The sequence below is a fragment of the Mycolicibacterium lutetiense genome (assembly GCF_017876775.1).
GTDB lineage: Bacteria > Actinomycetota > Actinomycetes > Mycobacteriales > Mycobacteriaceae > Mycobacterium > Mycobacterium lutetiense.
Genome location: NZ_JAGIOP010000002.1, coordinates 2,921,169 through 2,934,336, shown reverse-complemented (window position 1 = coordinate 2,934,336; position 13,168 = coordinate 2,921,169). Strand labels below are relative to the sequence as shown.

The following is a 13,168-nucleotide window of genomic DNA, read 5'->3' as shown; positions in this document are numbered from 1 at the left end:
CGGCTGCCCGAATGAGTGACGACCACGGTTTCGACCCAGACCTCGACCTCGACAGCCTCGAAGGTCAAGCCGAAGCGTTCCGGCAAGCGCGACAAGCCATCGACGCCATCGGCCGCGTTGACGGTGTATCCGACAACGGGCTTGTTCGCGCGTGGGTCAACGCCTCCGGCGACCTCGTTGACATCGACCTGGCCGACGACACCCAGTACAGGATCGTGATCGGTTGAGCCGTCTCATCGTCGCAGCCACACAGCAGGCCTCGTTCAACGCAGCAGCAAAGGTGGCTGAAGTACTCGAGCCTCTAGAACAACACCGACAACGCCTACTTGAGGACCTCGAAGGCACCGATCGCTTTCACCGCGACATCCCTGCACAACGTCACAGCTGAGGCATTGCCGGAATTCACGCGACCCCCATCGAAGGATCTTGGCTTCAGCCAAGAGCTTTTTCGGCGCCCTTGGCGGGCAGATGAGACCTAGACACTATTTAAGCTAACTCTAAGTCTGGCGCATCCCCCGGATGGGGTCGTCGGGTTTCGTGTGCCTGATACTCCTCAACTCGGGCGTGCGCGCGCACATCAATGCGAATTGATCCTATGGCGGGCCTCCGACGATGCTGTGGAGAATGAGTCGAGGCTGTTGCGGCGCCCCATCATCCAGGCGGACCAATGGGGCAGAACTACGAGGTCAGCCCGCTTACCAGACGTCCCCGTCGCGCCAGTCGCAGGTGATCTCGGCGGCGGTGTCGAGTTCCAGGCCTGCCGGCAGATCGACCGGCAGCACGAACAGCGATCGGTCGTCCTCGGGTGTGCGCGTCACACCCGCAGGCCGCAGCACCGACGTCGTGCCCTGCCAGGGCACCCACCCGCGGGCGAGGTACATCTCCCTGGCGGCCTCCGACGAACTTAGTGCGCCGAGTTGGTAGGCGCCGCGCAGGACCTGTTCGACGGCGTCCATGACGGCGGTGGCCAAGCCTTGGCCGCGCCAATCCTCGCGTACCGCCACGGCTTCCACGTAACCGCAGCGCAGTGCGGTGTCGCGGTAGATCAGGCGCCGCTGGACCACCGCGGCATGCGCGATCAGGGCGCCGTGGTGGCAGATGAACGCGTGCATGCCGCCGAGCGAGTGCTCCCAGTCGGCGTCGGTCAAATCGCCGTCGAACGCCTCGATGACCATGCGTCGGGCGCCCTCGCGGGTCTCGTGGTCGAGATCGGAGGTGTGAACCAGACGCGCGGTGTGCAGAATCCCGCCGCTGACGCGTGGTGCACTGACATCCTGGATGGGCACACCAAATTTCTACCAGTGCCGGGGGCCGGTGTCTCTACGTTGCTGGCCGCCGGCGAGAGTGTCAGGCCGGGGTGAGCACTATCGCATCCGCAACTACCCAGGTGGTGCCGTCATCTGGGTGCCTTCAATCCACCCGGCGCGGGACATCCGGCCGCGCAAACGAGGACAGGGTTCGCTTACCCTCGAATTGCACCTGCCGCAGCGCCACAATCCTTGCCTCCATCTGATCCAGCAGATCGGCCACCGTCTCACCCTCCGGCGCCGGCCGCCTAGACCGTTCGATCAGGGACAACAGTTCCTCACGCGCCACCGTCGACACCGGCTGATGCCGCACGTACGCGATCATCTCCAGCGATTCCATCTCGTCGGGATTCAACCGCACCTGCAGCACCTTGCTGCGTGCCCGGTTCGGCCGGCTCGCCTTCACATGCGCAGGCAGCGGCGCCCCGTCGTCGATGTCCTCGGCCGCAGCGGCCTCCGCAGCGCGGGCCTCTTCGTCCATCAGGGCGCGGAGCTCCTCGTTGCTCAGTTTGTGGCTCATGGTGCTCACTCCTGTCCGAAGTAGTAACGGCGGTCCTTGCGGTTTGCGCGGAACGCGGTGGTGCCCTGCTGGACACCGTCGTTGTCGAAGTAGCTCAGCACGCTGAGCAGGTCGCCGAAGCTGGCCGAGTAGCCGATGGTGCGGATACCGAGGCCGGAGATGCTGCCGTAGTCGGGGTTGATCGTCAGCGCGTCCTCATGCGCGAACGCCTCGTCAGCCTGGTCTGTCGTGACGCCGTGGCGGGCGAGGTGGTCGTCGCGATCAGACTCCCAGGTCAGCGCCATGCCAAAAAGTGTATTACAGACGTAGTACGGATGCTAGCGGTTGCAGATCCACCCACAGTGCGCGCCGCCGGCGGGCCGATTCCCGTAACGCCAGAGTGAAGAAGATCGCGAGTTTCCTCGGAAAACTCACGATCTTCTTCACATTCGGCTTGGCGGGGACTACCCCTCGAACGGTCGGCGCGGATGCGCCCAGTGCAGTCGCACGGTCTGCCCGGGGCGGACCTGACCCAGCTTGTCGATGTCTTCGTCGGTCACCACACCGATCACCGGGTAGCCGCCGGTGACGGGGTGGTCGGGCCCGAGGATCACCGGAAAACCGTTGGGCGGTATCTGGATTGCTCCGCGGGTCGCGCCCTCGCTGGGCAGCTGGCGGTCCGGCCAGCGGTATGACAGCGGCATGCCGACGAGGCGCATTCCCACCCGGTCGCTGCGGGTGGTCACCTGCCAGTTGGTCCGGATCAGGACATCGGGGTCGACGAACCAGTCGTCGCGCGGGCCGGGTACCACATTGAGTTCCAGCACGTCGTCGCTGATCGAGGCGACCGGGGCCTGATCCGTTTCGGGCAGGTCGGCGGTGTGCTCGCCGACCGGCAGGATGTCGCCGGGTTGCAGCGGTGCCGGCCCGATCGCCGACATCACGTCGTAGCTCCGTGAACCCAGGACCGGTTCGACGGCGATGCCGCCGCGGACCGCCAGGTAGCTGCGCAGGCCCGAGTGCGGTGCGCCCAGCGAGATCACCTCGCCGTTATGAACGTGGTGAATGCTGTTGGTGCCGAACGGAATACCGTTGACGGCCGGGTCGGTATCGGCGCCGGTGACGGCGATCGAGACGTCGCCGCCGACCACCCGGGCGGAGAACCCGCCGAACATCACTTCGACGGTGGCGTGCTCCCCGGGGTTGGCGACCAGGCGGTTCGCCAGGGTGTGGGACCGACGGTCGGCGGCACCCGAGCGGGTGACACCGAGGTGGGCCATGCCGGGGCGGCCGAGATCCTCGACGAGGGCCAACGGTCCGGTGCGCAGTACTTCCAATCTCGTCGTCATGGTGTGCTCCTCGCCGACTAGCCGATGGCCCGGAACTGCACCCACGTACCCGGGGTGAGCAGCGCCGGTTGGTCTCGATGAACGTCGAACATCACTGCGTCGGTGCGCCCGATCAACTGCCAGCCGCCGGGTGACTGCCGCGGGTAGATGCCACTGAACTCGCCGGCCAGTGCCACTGCCCCGGGCGGGACGCTGGTACGAGGCTCGGCCCGGCGCGGTACCTGTAGTCGTTCGTCACCACCCACGAGGTAGGCGAATCCGGGTGCGAACCCCATGAATCCGACCTGCCACGGGCTGCCGGTATGTGCCGCGATCACCTGTTCCGGGGTCAGCCCGGCCAGTGCCGCGACGTCGTGCAGGTCGGCGCCGTCGTAGATCACGTCGATGGTCACGTCGGCCCCGCCGACCGGGCTGACCGGGGCTACCTCGGGTTGGAGCCGCAACTTGCCCAGGCGTTGCCGCGTGGGTGCCTGATAGCGGGGATCGGCCAGCTTGATCAAGATCGTGCGTGACGCCGGCACGATATCGACCACACCGAGCAGTTGGGCCGCCGTGAGAGTGGCGGTCCACGCCAAAACATCGGCAGTGCTGTCGAACTCGAGCAGCAGAGCCTGATCGCCGTAGTCGCGAGCGGTACCGGGGCTCAGGCTGGGTCCCGTCGCGTCCATCACCTCTGATGTCACACTCATGACCTGAAGCTACCCGTGAGTAGCTAAGAAAGCTCCGGCTCTATGAACCTTGCCAGAGGAGCCTTATCGAAGCCTCACACGGCGGCCTGATAAGTGGGCTCTCGACGTTTGATGGCGGCGATCACGCGGTAGGTGATCGGCAGCATGATCACCTCGACCGCGGTCTTGTAGATCCAGCCCAGCGCGGCGTAGGTGACGAAGTCGCCGAAGGTGTTGATGCCGATCGCGCTGGCCGCGATACCGCAGAAGACCAGGGTGTCACCGAGTTGGCCGGCGAAGGTGGAACCGACCAGGCGGGCCCACAGGTGCTTCTCCTTGGTGCGTTCCTTGATGGCGACCACGACCCAGGCGTTGATGGTCTGCCCGACGATGAACCCGGCCAGGCCGGCCACGATCAATTGGGTGTAGGCACCGACGATGTTCTCGAAGTGCTCCTGATTGGGGTAGAAGTCCGCCGCGGGTAAATAGACGGTGACCCAGAATGCTAGTGCGGCAAGGGCATTCATGGAGAACCCCAGGAAGATGGCACGGCGCGTGGCCTTGAACCCGTATACCTCGGAGAGCACGTCGCCGATCACGTAGGTGAGCGGGAAGACGATGAACCCGCCGTCGGTGATGATCGACCAGTTGCCGATGATCGGTCCGAAGGCGACGCCCTTGGTGGCGGTCACGTTGGAGATGATCACCAGGGCGGTGAAGACCGCGACGAGCACCGGATAGTAGGCCGAGCCGACGATGGCGGTGCCGCGGTGCTCGGAGGGTTCCTGGGGGCTTGTCACCCGGTCATCTTGTCAGGTCAGCGCCCGGTTGAGCAGGGACGGCAGTTGGTCGGCCACCAGGGGATAGGACAGCGGCGAGGCGAATGCGATGGCGCCGGACAGGTCTTTGGGGGTGAAAACGTGCCGTTTGTGGACGGTGGCCTTGAGTTCGGCGATCCCCGGATCGGCCAGCAGGGCGTCGCGCTCGGCATCGCTCTCGGTGGTCCAGATCAGCACATCGGCGGCGTCGAGCACGGCGGCGAAGTCCGAGCGCGGGATCAGGTCGGGGGCCGGCGGTACGACGAAGCCCATCTGGGCGAGAAATTCGGTACGCCATCCCGTCTCGGCCTGCACACTGTCGCGGAACAAGGTGCCACCGAGCAGCATGGCTTTCCGGCCTGCGTACCGCGGGTTGTTGGTGGCCACCGTCTTGAACCTGTCGTCCACGCCGGCGATCAGCCCCGTCATCGCGTCGTTCTGGAACAGTGCCTGGCCGATGAGGGTGGCCTGGTCGCGCCATGGTTCGAAGAATGCGTCCGGTCCGGTCTGCGCGATCGTCGGGGCGATCTCGGAGAGTTTGGCGTAGGTGTCGGCATCGAGTCCGGCATTGGTGGCCACGATCAGGTCGGGTTTGAGCGCTGAGATCGCGTCGACCTGGATCCCGTCGGTGAGGCTGAGCACGGTGGGTTGGGCGGCCCCGAGTTTCGTTTGCGCCCAAGGCCATACCGCGAACGGCTCACTTCCGAACCACTCGGTTGTCGCGACCGGGACGACGCCGAGGGCCAGCAGGTCGTCCTGTTCGGTGAATCCCGCGCTGACGACCCGTTGCGGTGGTCCCGGGATAGTGGTTTCTCCGAAGAGGTGGCGGACGGTCACCGAGCCGTCTTTCGCAACGACGCCGGGCTTTTGCGTGCTACATGCGGCGACCAGGGCCATTCCAGCGGTGACCGTGAGAAAGCCTCGCCGGGACCAGGTTGTCGGCACTTAGCCAGGGTAACCGTTTAGCTACCGATGGTGAAGGTGCCGGTGATCCCCGCGCGCCGGTTTCGGCATGCGCCAGCAGCATCGGAGGGTTATTGTCGATCGCGCCTAATTGGGTGGTTCCGGGTTCTATTCCCGGCCCAACGGGGACCGATGAAGGAGTGACCATGCGGAGCATGTGGCGTCCAGTCTTGCTCGGTCTGACCGGTTTGACCATCCCGATCGCCGTCTCCGTTGCACCACCCGCAGCCGCCGATTGCGTCGATGCCGGTGGCTCCACGGTGTGTGCACAGGGCACCGTCCGCGGTGGGGGACCGGAAGCGCCGAAGGCCGGGCCGTACTACCCGTATTACTGCACCGACGCCTGGTCCTGCGGTGACTGGGGCCTGGACATCAATATCGACCCCGGCCCGCCTGACAATGGCGGCGGCGGTGGTGGCGGCGGTTGGCGCCCTAACCGTCCCGGACGCCCGTGAGCCTCAGCTCAGTTATCCGAGTCGACTTAGGAGCCACGATGTTCACCCGAGTGATCGCCGCCGGCGCAATCAGCCTGTCGCTCTTGGCTGTTGGTGCGCCTGTCGCTGCGGCAGAAGAGCCGAACTGCACCTCCGCCGACCTGGCCGGTGTGATGGCCGGGGTCCGCGCGGCCACATCGGCGTATTTGTTCACCCATCCCGACGTCAACGCGTTCTTCACCAGCCTCAAGGGTCAGTCGAATGACCAGATGGCTGATGCGGTGCGGGTCTACCTCGAGGACAAGCCGCAGATCCGTGCCGAGCTGACGGGAATCCGGCAGCCGGCGATTGATTTCCGCAACCGCTGCGGGTAATCGCCGGGCCGCCGTAGGGGTCAGGCCACGCTGATGGTGACGGCGATGTTGCCGCGGGTCGCCTTGGAGTACGGGCAGACCTGGTGCGCGTCATCGGCGATGGCTTGGGCGGTTTCCCGATCGACACCGGGGATGGTGACGTTCAGCCGCGCCCGCAGTGAGAACGCCCCGTCGGTGTTGAGCAGGTCTACCTCGGCGTCCACGGCGGTCTCGGCGGGCAGCTTCACATTGTGCTTGCCTGCGGTCAGGCCCATGGCGCTCAGGAAGCACGCTGACCAGCCTGCCGCGAACAACTGCTCGGGGTTGGTGCCGGAGCCGTCGCCGCCGGGCGGGGTCAGCTGGATGTCGAGGTTGCCGTCGGAGCTGTAGGCCTCGCCTTGTCGCCCGCCGGTGGTGTGGGTCTGGGCGGTGTAGAGAACATTGTCGGTCTGGCTGGTGGTCACTGCGGTTCTCCTCGGTGAGACAACGGATCCGATCCAATTGGATGCGTTAGAGATGAACGCCGGGCGGCACGCATTCCATCCGCCCGGACATGACGCCCGCCGTAATCTCCGGTTGACCCAGCGCTACGGCTTGAGCTGAACCTTCAGGTGCTCACCTGAGCGCGAGAACGCCTTGGCATAGCCGTCGGCGGCCTCGTCCAGCGACATCGTGGTGGTGAAGATTCCGTCGACGTCGAGGCGGCCGGCCTGTAGTAGCGGGATCAGTTCCGGCCAGGTCTGCTGTACCGGCGCAGTGGTGAAGCGGATGGTCAGGCTGCGCAGCAGGCAGCCCAGCGCGGGCATCGGGTAGGGCTGCAGATCGTGCACACCGACGATGGAAACGGTGCCGCCGGCACGGGCGGCGTCGATGGCGTCGTTGATCGAGGCGTCCATGCCCACCGCGTCGATGACGGCGTCCACGCCGAGCCCACCGGTGGCCTCCCGGATCGCCTGTGCCGAGGGCGGGGCGAACGTGATGGCTCCCGAGGCTTCTGCACGTTCGCGCCGGGCCTCCACCGGGTCGACCGCGAAAACCTTTGCCGCACCGAGGGTGATGGCGCTGCGCAGGGCGCACATGCCGACCGCGCCAAGGCCGATCACCGCGACGGAGCCGCCGACCGGAATGTCCGCGCGTTTGGCTGCCGCCCAGCCGGTCGCGAGGTTGTCGGTGAGCAGCAGGGCCTGCTCGGTGGTGATGCCCTCCGGCATCTTCAGTAGCTGGAAGTTCGCCGCCGGTACCGCGAGAAGTTCGGCCTGGGCTCCGCCGAGGAATCCGGTGCCGAAGATCTGCGGGCCCTGTACGCAGCGGATCGGGTCGTGGGTGGCGCAGCCGCTGCAATGCCCGCATCCCGCCACCGAGGACACCAGTACCCGGTCGCCGACAGCGAATCCGGTGACCTCCGGGCCGATTTCGACGATCGTGCCGACAGCCTCATGTCCGACCGCCACCGGGTCGACGATCGGGTAGTGGCCCTCCAGGAAGTGCAGGTCCGATCCGCAGATCGAGGCGGACTCGACCTTGACGACGGCCCCGTCGGGACCAGGCAGGACGGGGTCCGGCCGGGTTTCGACGCTGACCTTGCCGGCACCGTCGACGACGACTGCGCGCATACTCACGCCTCCTTAACTGTGAAGTCTGACCAGATGGGTTCGTTGATGGCGGAACGGTATTCGCTCAGCCGCCACGGGCTGACGGTGTGGATCTCACCGTCAGCATTCTTGAAATACGAGTGTTTGATCGAGGGCTGTGCCCACACGGTTTGGCGGATCGCTTCCTGCGAGCGCCGGTGCCATTCCTTCGTCGGCTCGGGCAGTGGCTCCATGGTCTGCAGGCCCTCGGTGACCAGATGCTCCAGGCACTTGTTGATGTAGCGCATCTGGAGTTCGGAGTTGAGGATGAGGCTGCCGCCGTGGGCCAGGTGCGTCCCCGGGCCGTACGTCATGAAGAAGTTGGGGAAACCGGGCACGGTGATGCCGCGGTAGGCGTAGGGACGCTGTCCCCAGGCGTCGTGCAGGTCGATGCCGTCACGCCCGGTGATGGTCATCGGGAACAGCACGTCGGTGGCACGAAAACCGGTGGCGTACACGATGATGTCGACGTCGTACGTCTCACCGTCCGTCGTGACGATCCCGGTCGGGGTGATGCGTTCGATCGGGGTGCGGATCAGGTCCACGTTGTCGCGCTTGAGGGTGCCCAGCCAGCTGCCGTTGTCCTGCAGGGTGCGCTTGCCGGTGGCCGGATAGTCGGGCAGTGCCTTGGCCAGCAGGTCGGCGTCGTCGCCGACCTGGGTGGTGATCCAGTCGGTGAACATGATGCGGGCGATGGCGTTGATCTCGCTGACCGCGTTGCCCTGGTCGTCATAGTCGGGGTCCACCCGGGCGGCGTCCAGGCCCTTGTCGGCTCCGGGCCACAGCAGCAGGAAGCGGTACCAGCGGCCGTAGTACGGCAGGTGCTCCATCGCCCAGCGCACCCCGTCGGCGACGGGCTCGTGGTACATCGGGTTGGGGAACATCCACTGCGCGGTGCGCTGGAAGACGGTGAGGTGTTCGACCTTGCCGGCGATGGCCGGGGCGATCTGGAAGCCGCTGGCACCGGCGCCGATCAGGGCGACCCGCTTGCCGGTGACGTCGACGTCGTGGTCCCACGCCGCGGAGTGGAATGCCGGTCCCGCAAAGGTTTCCGCGCCGGGGAAGTCGGGGATCTGGGGTCGGTTGAGTTGGCCGACGGCAGTGATGACCGCGTTGGCCCGCAGGGTCTCGGTGCCGGCGGCCGAGCGCACGGTGACGTTCCACATCCCGCCGTCCCATGCGGCGGAGACCACCTCGGTGTTCCACCGGATGTTCGGTTCCAGCTCATGGCGGTCCACCACGTCGCGGAAATACTGGCGCAGTTCGTGCTGTTCGGCGAAGAAGTGGTCCCAGTGGTTGCTGGGTTCGAAGCTGTAACAGTAGAAGTGGTTGGCCACGTCGACACGGGCGCCGGGATAGCTGTTCTCCCACCAGGTTCCACCGGGTCCGGCGTTCTTCTCCACGATCGTGAAGTCGATGCCGGCCTGCTTGAGGCGTACGCCGGCCAGGACTCCGGATTCCCCGCAGCCGATCACGACGACGCTGAAGTCCTGAGTGTCCTGCAGCGCGGCGGGCCGGCGCGGGTCGATGCCTTCGAGGTCGAGTTCCTCTAGGACCAGCGGCAGGTTGTCCTCGTCGACCGGCTCGCAGGCCGCCCAATCCAGCATCTCCCTGACCAGTTCGGCGGGCAGCGGTTCGGGGACCGGACAACCGCGGTCGCGGTAGTCGGCGATGATCGGCAGGGCCACCTCACGAGCGCGGGCCTTGTCCTCTTCGCTCATGAAGCCCTGGACTTCGTTGAGGAACAGGCCGGCCTGTTTGAACTCGCGGATGTATCGCGGGTCGCCAGTGATGTGCACGAGCGAGAGCAGCAGCGTCGGGACGCTGACCTGCTCTAGCACCGCTGCGATATCCGCATCGGGCGTGGTGAACGGCTGGCCGACGTGGAAGCTTCGGGTCACGCGGCGTTACGCTACTGCGCGTAGCGTTATGTGGCAAGGGGTGCTTCGCGGGGTGTGGCGGACGGGGTGAATCGGCCACCCGACTGCGGTGGTAGACCGGCCATAGGACGGCGGTCCGATGTAAATGTCGACGACCGATGTTGCTAGAAGGATGGCCAGTTTGTCTGGTGGATTCCGTGCTCTCGTAGGAAACGGGTGGCGAGCATTCGGTGATGGCCGCAGCGGCATGTCTGGTTTCAGACCGAGCAGCAGCGTTCGTGGTTTCACCGATGCGGTAGGAGCCGGACACGGTGTGGCGTGCCGCTGGCGTTCTCCAGGGTAGCTGCTTTGCAGGCACGCCCGACTGGGCTGCATTGGGATAACCCAACTGGGGGATCGACTACGAGACGGCCGCTGTGCTGGCATGTAGGGGTGCTCATACGACGTCCACGGTGGACCACGAAACACGGGGCCGCCGTGATCGACGGGGACGTCCCCAGAGGTTCCTGGAGTAGCGGCGCTGACCAGATGTGGTGCGCTTCAATGCATTCCGCGACAGACGGCTGCACGTCTGTTCTGGACGGTTTCACCGAATCTCACCGATCTCCGGTACGTCGTGTGAGTCCTTGACATGAATACTATTGAAGGGCAGCGCCAGCCATGACCTACGTGATCACACAGAACTGCTGCAAGGATGCGAGCTGCATCGCGGTCTGCCCGGTCGACTGCATCCGTCCAGACGGCGACTTACACGGTTCCGGTTTGCAGATGCTCTACATCGACCCAGACACATGCGTCGAATGTGGTGCGTGTGAGGTGGAATGCCCGGTCGACGCCATCTACTACGAAGACGATCTGCCATCGCACCTGGAGCGCTACCGCGATATCAACGCCGACTACTTTGCAAAGTACCCATTGGATGCCAAGCCAATGTTGAATACGCGCAAGCGGGAGAGAGTCAAGCCTGGATCACTACGGGTCGCCGTCGTTGGATCCGGACCCGCGGCCTGCTACGCCGTCACCGAACTGCTTGACATCGAAGGAGCAGAAGTCGATGTCTACGAGCGTCTGCCTACCCCCTTCGGTCTCATCAGGGCCGGCGTGGCGCCCGATCATCAGCGAACCAAGTTGATCACCGAAATGTTCGGGTCCGCGCTGGCCAACCCGCGACTGCGTTGCCACTTCAACGTCGAAATCGGCACGGACATCACCCACGACGAACTTGCCGCGCGCCACGACGCCGTCATCTACGGTGTTGGTGCATCGAAAAGTCGTGCTCTGGAGGTGCCTGGCGAGGATCTTCCCGGCAGTGTCTCCGCGGCGGACTTCGTCGCCTGGTACAACGGCCACCCCGACAATGCTGACGCCTCGTTCGATCTGTCCGGTGGGCGTGCGGTCATCGTGGGCAACGGCAACGTCGCCCTCGATATCGCCAGGGTTCTGCTCTGCGGGCCGGATGCATTGCGCGGCACCGATATCGCCGAGCACACGCTCGATGCGCTGGCCGCCAGCGCGACCGAGGAAGTCGTCATCCTCGGTCGACGCGGACCACGCCATGGCGCGTTCTCGGCGGCAGAGTTTCTCGCTCTGGGCCATCTACCCGGCATCGACGTGGTCATCGATAGCGACGATCTGGAGCCCGCTGCCGGTGACGACGACGAGACCGCACTCAAACTGCAGATTGCCCGCGAGTACGCCGAGAAGCCAACGACGGCGGGCAACAGGCGCGTCACTTTCCGCTTCATGACCGCACCGGTCGAAATCGTGGGGGACGGACGAGTCGAGGCGCTGCGGGTCGTCGGCAACTCCTTCGACGCATCGGGCGCGCTGGTCGGTGGAGACGAGAGCACTTCCGAGACGATCGAGACAGGTCTGGTCATCGGGTCGATCGGATACTTGGGGGCGCCGGTCGCGGGCGTACCGTTCGACGACGCCGCCGGTCGAATCCCCAACGTGAACGGCCGTGTCGTCGACGAACAGGGCAGCTCCCAGAGCGGCGTGTACGTGACCGGTTGGATCAAGCGCGGACCGCGCGGCGTGATCGGCACAAATCGCGCGTGCGCCGAAGAAACTGTGGCCAACCTGTGGGAGGACTTCCGGGCTGGTCGGCTGTCCAGGGCAATCGAAAATCGGGTCGACATCGATCGGCTGATCGCACAGCGCGGCATCCGCCGTGTCGACTGGCAAGGCTGGCGTGCCATAGACGCCGCCGAACGTGAACTCGGCGCAGGAACCGGGCGGCCACGGGTCAAGATGGTTCGGCGGGATCAGATGTTGGACGTCGTCGGCTGAGACGACAGCGGGCCTCGACATGGGCCGAGCATCCATGGCCAGCGTCATCGCTGCTGCTCAAGCTGGCGGCTCAGCTCGAGCAGGCGCTGCCGTGGGAGGCTCGCCTCGCCCCGGCCTGATGTGTGCTCCTACGGATGGAGGTTCCACTGGCCGACATCTTGGGCCAGGGCATCGTTGACGTCGACTTCGAGTCCGCCGACGAGTGGGCCGGGATTCGAGGCGGTACTCACGATGCGTTGGTAGAGCACTGCGGCAGGGTGGACCTGACCGCCAGACCAGGACCGGGTCTGCCACGCCCACGCGCGGCCGGGCGTTCCCGACCTCCCGATAACGCCGTCGGCAATTGCCCACTGGCACGGTCTGATTCCCGCGTAGATGCCGGTGCGCTGCACTCCGATCACCGAATTGATTCCACGAAACCACGGCAGCGCGACGTTGTTCCAGGTGTTGTGGTCGATATCGTCGTCGACGCTGAAGAAGACCGGTGCACTCCGGCCACCGCCTGCCGCGGTATGGAGCTGCCACGCGGTGCGGGCGTCGGCGACGCCGCCGGCGTACCCGCGGGTGAAGTCCGAGGGAGCGGTACCGCCGGGCTTGCCGTACTGGTAGTTGCTGACGATGACCAATCCGGCGGCGGTCAGTGACTGGGCGTAGGGCAGGGTGATCGGTTTGGCGCCCATGGACGAGCCCGGGCGCGACGTCGAGACGTAGTTGATCACCCCGGAGTGGCCTGCGGCCCGGATGTGCTGCGCTGGAATCTGCCGCATGGCGAAGTCGATCAGCGTGGGGGCGGCGGCTGCCGCCCTGGGCGGGTCGATACCAGCGGCTACCGCGCCCAGGCCCGCGACCGCCGACGCGGCGGCGGCGTAGCGCAGCAGGTCACGCCGGGTGACCGGACCTGCTCGGCGCAGGCCGCTGGGCCCAGGCGAGTCCTGCATGTCGCGATGTTAACAAAGTGACTGTTGTTAACAGTG

At 65.7% G+C, this 13,168-nt stretch carries 15 protein-coding genes; 4 read left to right on the top strand and 11 right to left on the bottom strand.

What is annotated here, in order from left to right:
- Positions 1 to 11 precede the first annotated feature (11 nt).
- The gene (locus JOF57_RS23485) at positions 12 to 227 is read left to right on the top strand and encodes a YbaB/EbfC family nucleoid-associated protein (protein WP_209920652.1); all 216 of its coding nucleotides are present in this window, start codon (positions 12 to 14) and stop codon (positions 225 to 227) included.
- A gap of 468 nt (positions 228 to 695) precedes the next feature.
- Here the strand turns inward: JOF57_RS23485 and aac(2')-Ib are convergent, their stop codons facing one another.
- The 7 genes from aac(2')-Ib to JOF57_RS23450 form a co-directional block, all read right to left on the bottom strand.
- Entirely contained in the window at positions 696 to 1,286 is a 591-nt protein-coding gene (aac(2')-Ib, locus tag JOF57_RS23480) for an aminoglycoside N-acetyltransferase AAC(2')-Ib (protein WP_209920649.1), read from the bottom strand.
- 124 nt (positions 1,287 to 1,410) lie between these two features.
- Positions 1,411 to 1,827 (bottom strand): hypothetical protein, encoded by a 417-nt coding sequence (locus tag JOF57_RS31065; protein WP_234938232.1) that lies wholly within the window; start codon positions 1,825 to 1,827, stop codon positions 1,411 to 1,413.
- A gap of 5 nt (positions 1,828 to 1,832) precedes the next feature.
- Complete coding sequence (locus JOF57_RS23470) at positions 1,833 to 2,111, bottom strand: transposase (protein WP_209920646.1); 279 nt, start codon at positions 2,109 to 2,111, stop codon at positions 1,833 to 1,835.
- A 159-nt stretch (positions 2,112 to 2,270) separates the two neighbouring features.
- Positions 2,271 to 3,155: a 5-oxoprolinase/urea amidolyase family protein gene (locus JOF57_RS23465; RefSeq protein ID WP_209920643.1), complete on the bottom strand. Its 885-nt coding sequence runs from the start codon at positions 3,153 to 3,155 to the stop codon at positions 2,271 to 2,273.
- Positions 3,156 to 3,172: 17 nt separating this feature from the next.
- The gene (locus tag JOF57_RS23460; protein WP_209920640.1) at positions 3,173 to 3,844 is read right to left on the bottom strand and encodes a 5-oxoprolinase subunit B family protein; all 672 of its coding nucleotides are present in this window, start codon (positions 3,842 to 3,844) and stop codon (positions 3,173 to 3,175) included.
- 74 nt (positions 3,845 to 3,918) lie between these two features.
- On the bottom strand, positions 3,919 to 4,623 hold the full coding sequence (locus tag JOF57_RS23455) for a queuosine precursor transporter (RefSeq protein WP_209920637.1): 705 nt from the start codon (positions 4,621 to 4,623) through the stop codon (positions 3,919 to 3,921).
- 12 nt (positions 4,624 to 4,635) lie between these two features.
- Positions 4,636 to 5,586 (bottom strand): ABC transporter substrate-binding protein, encoded by a 951-nt coding sequence (locus JOF57_RS23450; RefSeq protein ID WP_209920635.1) that lies wholly within the window; start codon positions 5,584 to 5,586, stop codon positions 4,636 to 4,638.
- Between the two features lie 173 nt (positions 5,587 to 5,759).
- On the opposite strand from JOF57_RS23450, the gene JOF57_RS23445 reads away from it, so the two are divergent.
- Together JOF57_RS23445 and JOF57_RS23440 are read left to right on the top strand one after the other, a co-directional pair.
- Positions 5,760 to 6,059, top strand: a complete 300-nt coding sequence (locus tag JOF57_RS23445) for a hypothetical protein (RefSeq protein WP_209920621.1) — start codon at positions 5,760 to 5,762, stop codon at positions 6,057 to 6,059.
- Positions 6,060 to 6,097: 38 nt separating this feature from the next.
- Complete coding sequence (locus tag JOF57_RS23440) at positions 6,098 to 6,412, top strand: heme-binding protein (protein ID WP_209920618.1); 315 nt, start codon at positions 6,098 to 6,100, stop codon at positions 6,410 to 6,412.
- 20 nt (positions 6,413 to 6,432) lie between these two features.
- Here JOF57_RS23440 and JOF57_RS23435 read toward each other — a convergent pair whose 3' ends face one another.
- The 3 genes from JOF57_RS23435 to JOF57_RS23425 form a co-directional block, all read right to left on the bottom strand.
- A complete protein-coding gene (locus JOF57_RS23435; RefSeq protein WP_209920616.1) occupies positions 6,433 to 6,855 on the bottom strand; it encodes an organic hydroperoxide resistance protein in 423 nt (140 codons plus the stop codon).
- Positions 6,856 to 6,978: 123 nt separating this feature from the next.
- Positions 6,979 to 8,004: an alcohol dehydrogenase catalytic domain-containing protein gene (locus JOF57_RS23430; protein ID WP_209923666.1), complete on the bottom strand. Its 1,026-nt coding sequence runs from the start codon at positions 8,002 to 8,004 to the stop codon at positions 6,979 to 6,981.
- Positions 8,005 to 8,006: 2 nt separating this feature from the next.
- Positions 8,007 to 9,923 carry a flavin-containing monooxygenase gene (locus JOF57_RS23425; protein WP_209920613.1) on the bottom strand — a complete coding sequence of 639 codons (1,917 nt, stop codon included), beginning with the start codon at positions 9,921 to 9,923 and terminating at the stop codon, positions 8,007 to 8,009.
- A 639-nt stretch (positions 9,924 to 10,562) separates the two neighbouring features.
- Between JOF57_RS23425 and JOF57_RS23420 the strand changes: the two genes are divergently transcribed.
- Positions 10,563 to 12,194 (top strand): 4Fe-4S binding protein, encoded by a 1,632-nt coding sequence (locus tag JOF57_RS23420; RefSeq protein WP_209920610.1) that lies wholly within the window; start codon positions 10,563 to 10,565, stop codon positions 12,192 to 12,194.
- A gap of 128 nt (positions 12,195 to 12,322) precedes the next feature.
- On the opposite strand, the gene JOF57_RS23415 is transcribed toward JOF57_RS23420, so the two are convergent.
- Positions 12,323 to 13,132 (bottom strand): DUF1906 domain-containing protein, encoded by an 810-nt coding sequence (locus JOF57_RS23415; RefSeq protein ID WP_209920608.1) that lies wholly within the window; start codon positions 13,130 to 13,132, stop codon positions 12,323 to 12,325.
- Between the last annotated feature and the right edge of the window lie 36 nt (positions 13,133 to 13,168).

Bases quoted from the DNA above. Each gene is read 5' to 3' on its own strand.
- JOF57_RS31065 (WP_234938232.1), bottom strand. From the start codon at position 1,827: ATGAGCCACAAACTGAGCAACGAGGAGCTCCGCGCCCTGATGGACGAA.
- JOF57_RS23485 (WP_209920652.1), top strand. From the start codon at position 12: ATGAGTGACGACCACGGTTTCGACCCAGACCTCGACCTCGACAGCCTC.
- JOF57_RS23415 (WP_209920608.1), bottom strand. From the start codon at position 13,132: ATGCAGGACTCGCCTGGGCCCAGCGGCCTGCGCCGAGCAGGTCCGGTC.
- JOF57_RS23440 (WP_209920618.1), top strand. From the start codon at position 6,098: ATGTTCACCCGAGTGATCGCCGCCGGCGCAATCAGCCTGTCGCTCTTG.
- JOF57_RS23470 (WP_209920646.1), bottom strand. From the start codon at position 2,111: ATGGCGCTGACCTGGGAGTCTGATCGCGACGACCACCTCGCCCGCCAC.
- JOF57_RS23445 (WP_209920621.1), top strand. From the start codon at position 5,760: ATGTGGCGTCCAGTCTTGCTCGGTCTGACCGGTTTGACCATCCCGATC.
- JOF57_RS23465 (WP_209920643.1), bottom strand. From the start codon at position 3,155: ATGACGACGAGATTGGAAGTACTGCGCACCGGACCGTTGGCCCTCGTC.
- JOF57_RS23430 (WP_209923666.1), bottom strand. From the start codon at position 8,004: ATGCGCGCAGTCGTCGTCGACGGTGCCGGCAAGGTCAGCGTCGAAACC.
- JOF57_RS23460 (WP_209920640.1), bottom strand. From the start codon at position 3,844: ATGAGTGTGACATCAGAGGTGATGGACGCGACGGGACCCAGCCTGAGC.
- JOF57_RS23420 (WP_209920610.1), top strand. From the start codon at position 10,563: ATGACCTACGTGATCACACAGAACTGCTGCAAGGATGCGAGCTGCATC.